This window comes from Pseudomonas imperatae (assembly GCF_057128625.1).
This window is the reverse complement of sequence record NZ_JBSKHP010000004.1, coordinates 1-5,423: the sequence shown is the minus strand read 5'-3', so window position 1 is coordinate 5,423 and position 5,423 is coordinate 1. Positions and strand designations below refer to the sequence as shown.

Here is a 5,423-nt window from a genome sequence, read left to right as displayed (position 1 = left end):
CCACACCGCGTTGGCCCCGGACGCCGCCTGCGGCAGCTGCTACGCAGCCCCCCCGTAGCAGCGGCCAAAGGCCGCGTCCCCAGGCACCGCGTTTCTTCCAGCCACACCGCGTTGGCCCCGGACGCCGCCTGCGGCAGCTGCTACGCAGCCCCCCCGTAGCAGCGGCCAAAGGCCGCGTCCCCAGGCACCGCGTTTCTTCCAGCCCCACCGCGTTGGCCCCGGACGCCGCCTGCGGCAGCTGCTACGGGGCACTGACCTTCCTGTCGCGTTGTTCCCGCCAGGAAAACCCTGGATTTGTAGGAGGTTTTACCCTGCTGCGTAGGGTATTCCTGAAAATCCGCTCCCCGGCGCATTAGCGCTATCGCTCCCTCGTTACCCTTGGCACTCTGCCTCCCTGACCTTCATCTGCCGGTCAGCACCCGCCTTTTTTTCATACCTTGGGAAATGTCCTACGGATTGACCCTGCGGGTTCGGAAAACAATAAGATTTTCAGGGAGATCACCATGCGTAACCATGCAGTCGCGGTACCCCCAAGCCTGGCACCGGCACGCGCCGGCTACACCTTGGCGGGGCTTTTGCCGTTCCTGGCCTGCGTGCCCGCCGAGGCCGTGGAATTCAGTTTCCTGGAGGATGAAGTGCGCGGCTCGCTGGACACCACCCTGTCCTACGGGCAGCTGTGGCGGGTCCAGGGGCGGGACAAGGGCAACGATGACATCAACGCCAACGACGGCAATCGCAACTTCGACCCGGGGCTGGTTTCCTCGGTCTACAAGTTCACCAGTGAACTGGAAACCTCCTACAGGAACTATGGGCTGTTCCTGCGTGCCAGCGGCTTCTATGACAGCCGCATCATGGACGGCCACACCGACTACAACCGCAACAACAACCCGGTCCAGCCCAGCCAGAACTTCCCCGACGACCGCCACTTCAGCCGCGCCACCCGTGACCACGCCGGCAGCAACGTGGAAATCCTCGACGCCTACGTGCGCGGCGACTGGGACGTGGCCGGCATGCCGGTGTCCGGGCGCCTGGGGCGGCAGGTGTTCAACTGGGGCGAGGGCATCTTCTACCGGGGCGGGGTGAACACCACCAACCCCATCGACGCCGCCAAGTTCCGCCTGCCCGGCTCGGAGCTCAAGGAAGTGCTGATGCCGGTGGAGGCCATCAATTTCAGCGTCGGCCTCACCGACAACCTGTCCGTGGAAAGCTTCTACCAGTTCAACTGGAAGGAAACCGCCATCGACCCGGTGGGCACCTACTTCGCCGAGACCGACCTGTTCGCCAAGGGCGGCCACACCGCCTACGCCGAAGTACCGGCGCTGCGCGCGGTCACCGGCCTGTACCAGGGGCTCAGTGCGTTGGGCGTTGGCGGCCTGCAGGGCGGCGGGGGCATCGACCGCTACGGCAACCTCAAGGCCGCCAGCATCGGCCCCGACATCAATGCCCGCAACGACGGCCAGTTCGGCGTGGCGTTCCGGTACATCGCCGAGCAGTTGAACAACACCGAGTTCGGCTTCTACTTCGTCAACTATCACAGCAAGGAGCCGACCATCCATGCCGACCTGGGGGCTTACAAGGGGCTGAACCTGACCCAGATCAAGGCCGCTTCGGCGCCGGCCATCCAGCAGCAGGTGGCGCAGCAGATGGATATGTCCCGCGAGCAGTTGCAGGCAGCGATTGCCGCCAACCCCACCGGGCAAGTCGCCGCCGCCTACAACGCCGCCCTGACCCAGGCCGCCAACGGCGTCGCCACCCTCGACGTCGCCAACCAGGTGCGCGGCCGCCGCGAGTTCGCCGAGGACATCCGCATGTTCGGTGCAAGCTTCAACACCCGCCTGGGCGAGGCCGCGCTGTTCGGTGAATTCACCTACCGCCCCAACATGCCCATCGGCATGGCCTCCACCAGCGACCTGGTCGGCGACCTGCTGGCCCAGGCCGGGCCGCTGGCCGACGGCAAGACGGTGAACATCGGCGGCAAGCACGTGCGCCTGGGCGACGAGGTGCAGAGCAGCGAGCGGGTGCAGATGTTCAACGCCTCCATCGGCACGCTCTACAGCTTCGGCCCGCGCTGGGGCTTCGATGGCATCAACGCCGTGGCCGAGGTGGCGTCCGAGCACCTGCGCGGCAGCAGCCTGCAGTACACCGCCTTCGACGGCAGCCGCCGCTACTACGCCAGCCGCGCCAACGCCGGCTACAGCGTCGGCTTCGGCCGCGACGCGCAGGTTACCCCGGACGCCTACGGCGCCACGCTGATGGTGATCGGCACCTGGAACAACCTGCTGGGCGGCGTCAACGTCTCGCCGTTCCTGACCTACAAGGACGACTTCAGCGGCAACTCGCACCTCACCGGCAATTTCATCGAGGGGCGCAAGGCCTACTCGGCGGGGCTGCGGGCCAACTACCAGAACAGCCTGGAAGCCGAGCTGCAATACACCGAGTTCTACGGCGGCGGGCAGAAAAACGCCGTGCGCGACCGCGACAACATCGGTTTCAACGTCAAGTACTCGTTCTAAGGGAGAACCACCATGCTCACATTTTCGAGATGGCCAGGCGTGGCCGTGCTGCTCGCCTGTTTCGCCACCCCGGTGCTGGCGGCCGACCCCCAGGGCGGCGTGCAACTGGGCGTGACCCTGACCCCGCTGGGCGCGCAGAAGGCCGGCAACGCCGCCGGCACCATTCCGCCGTGGACCGGCGGCCTGGTGACCCCGCCTGCCGGCTACCCCGGCTCCGGCCACCCGCATGTCGACCCGTTCCCCGCCGACAAGCCGATGTTCACCATCACTGCCGCCAACCTGGCGCAGTACCGTGACCACCTCAGCCCCGGCCAGCTGGCGCTGTTCAAGACCTACCCCGACACGTTCCGCATGCCGGTGTACGTGAGCCGGCGCACCGGCGCCGCGCCCCAGTGGCTGTACGACAACACCCGCCACAACGCCGCCAACGCCGTGCTGGCGCCGGATGGCAACGGCTTCACCGGTGCCCAGGGCGGCATTCCGTTCCCCATTCCGGCCAGCGGCGTCGAGGCGCTGTGGAACCACGTTGCCCGTTACCGCGGCATTTACGTGGAGCGTCGCGCCGCCGAGGTGGCGGTGCAGCGCAACGGCAGCTACGTGCCCATCGTCGCCGAGCAGCAGGGCCTGTTCCGCTTCTACGACCCGCAGCCTGCGGCAGACACCAATGACAACATGCTGTTTTACTATTTGAACCAGATCCGCAGCCCGGCGCGCCTGGCCGGTGGCGTGGTGCTGGTGCACGAGCCCCTGGACCAGGTGCGCGAGCCTCGCCAGGCCTGGATCTACAACCCCGGCCAGCGCCGCGTGCGGCGTGCACCGAGCCTGGCCTACGACACCCCCATCAGCAGCGCCGACGGCCTGCGCACCGCCGACGACACCGACATGTTCAACGGTTCGCCCGACCGCTACGACTGGCGGCTGGTGGGCAAGCAGGAGCTGTACATCCCCTACAACAACTACCGCCTGGGCCAGCGCGCGGTGAAATACGCCGACCTGATCAAGCCCGGCCACCTCAACCCCGAGTTCACCCGCTACGAGCTGCACCGCGTGTGGGTGGTGGAGGGCACCCTCAAGCCCGGCGCGCGGCACTTGTACGCCAAGCGCCGGCTGTACCTGGACGAAGACAGCTGGCAAGCCGCGGTGGTGGACCAGTATGACGGCCGCGGCGAGCTGTGGCGGGTGTCCATGGCCTACCTGAAGAACTTCTACGAGTTGCCCACCACCTGGTCGGCGCTGGACGTGTTCCATGACCTGCAGGCGCGGCGCTACCACGTGCAGCACCTGGACAACGAGGAAGCCAGCACCGTGGACTTCAGCCGGCCGATACCTGCGGCGGCGGATTTCAGCCCGGCGGCGCTGCGGCGCATGGGTACGAGGTAAATAGGTACTCGATAAAGAAGTACCCGATAACGGCGGATGATGGCCCGACATTCAGCCTTGCCTGCACAGCCCGGCCCGCCGCGGCTGGCGGCTGGTCCGGCAAGGCTCTGGCCTGCAGCTGCGCGGCCTTCTGCTAGGGTTGGGGAAGCGCCGTGCGGGCCACCGGCGAATGAAAGATCACACCGCGCGCGTTGTCAGCCCGTTTCCGGGCTGGCTAGGATAGACCAGCTTTCGCGGGGCTCTGGCGTGCTGGTTTCAGCCAACCCCCACCCAGGCTGGTCAAATAACAATAATGGGAGTGCGCTATGAGCGAGCCGGTCAGGCGTGGTGGCAAGCACGCCACAGGGAAGGGCGCGTGGCGCCCATGGGTGGCATTGTCGATGGCCGTGGGGCTGGGGGTGGGCGGCATGGCGGGCATGGCCCGGGCTGCCGACCCCAGCGCGGATGCACAAGTGTGGTCGGTGGAGTCGGCCAAGGCCGTGCGCGGCCTGGTGCTGGACGTGGTCAGCGCCGGCAAGCGCCTGGTGGCCGTGGGCGACCGCGGCCACGTGCTGTACTCCGATGACCAGGGCGTGACCTGGGCCCAGGCCAAGGTGCCCAGCCGCCAGCTGCTGACGGCGGTGTTCTTCGTCGACCCCCAGCATGGCTGGGCCGTGGGCCATGACGCGCAGATCCTCGCCACCGCCGACGGCGGCGCCACCTGGACCAAGCAGTTCGAAGACCTCAAGCGCCAGGCGCCGCTGCTCGACCTGTGGTTCAAGGACACCAGCACCGGCTTCGCCATCGGCGCCTACGGCGCGCTGCTCACCACCACCGACGGCGGCCAGCACTGGCAGGATGTCAGCGACCGCGTCGACAACCCCGACCAGTTCCACTTCAACGCCATCGGCGCGGTGAAGGACGCCGGCCTGTTCATCGTCGGCGAGCAGGGCAGCCTGTTCCGTTCCCGCGACTGGGGGCAAAGCTGGGAAAAGGTCCAGGGGCCCTACGAGGGCTCGCTGTTCGGCCTGCTGGCCACCGGCGAACCGCAGACCCTGCTGGTGTACGGCCTGCGCGGCAACCTGTTCCGCTCCACCGATTTCGGCGACACCTGGGCCAACGTGCCCCTGCAAGGCCCGCGCGGTCCGCTGGAGTTCGCCCTGTCGGGCGCCACGCGCCTGGACGACGGCACCCTGGTGCTGGTGGGCAACAGCGGCACGGTGCTGCGCAGCAAGGATGACGGCAAGACCTTCAGCCTGTTCAACCGCCCCGACCGCCTGTCGCTGTCGGCCGTTACCGGCGGTGCCGGCGGCACCCTGGTGGTGGCCGGGCAGGGCGGCGTGCGGGTCACCGCGGCCAACGGCGCCGACCTCGGCCAGCAACAGGCCAGCCTTCAGAAGGTGGGCCAACCATGACCGTCCGGGAGCAGATTTCCATGAGCAGCCACCACCAGGACAAGGCCACGTTCCTTGAGCGCCTGATCTTCAACAACCGTCCTTCGGTCATCATCCTCTGCCTGCTGGCCAGCCTCTTCCTGTTCTGGCAAGCCAC

The 5,423-nt window shown here is 67.4% G+C and carries 3 protein-coding genes; all 3 read left to right on the top strand.

The genetic code is table 11. The features are described from left to right. The first annotated feature begins 503 nt into the window (after positions 1-503). The 3 genes from ACWKWX_RS06340 (at position 504) to ACWKWX_RS06330 (ending at position 5,287) form a co-directional block, all read left to right on the top strand. Positions 504-2,513, top strand: coding sequence for a DUF1302 domain-containing protein (locus tag ACWKWX_RS06340; RefSeq protein WP_483827240.1), 2,010 nt, complete (start codon positions 504-506; stop codon positions 2,511-2,513). A gap of 12 nt (positions 2,514-2,525) precedes the next feature. Continuing rightward, on the top strand, positions 2,526-3,893 hold the full coding sequence (locus ACWKWX_RS06335; RefSeq protein ID WP_483827239.1) for a DUF1329 domain-containing protein: 1,368 nt from the start codon (positions 2,526-2,528) through the stop codon (positions 3,891-3,893). A 407-nt stretch (positions 3,894-4,300) separates the two neighbouring features. Next, a complete protein-coding gene (locus ACWKWX_RS06330; RefSeq protein ID WP_473006827.1) occupies positions 4,301-5,287 on the top strand; it encodes a WD40/YVTN/BNR-like repeat-containing protein in 987 nt (328 codons plus the stop codon). The last annotated feature ends 136 nt before the right edge of the window (positions 5,288-5,423 follow it).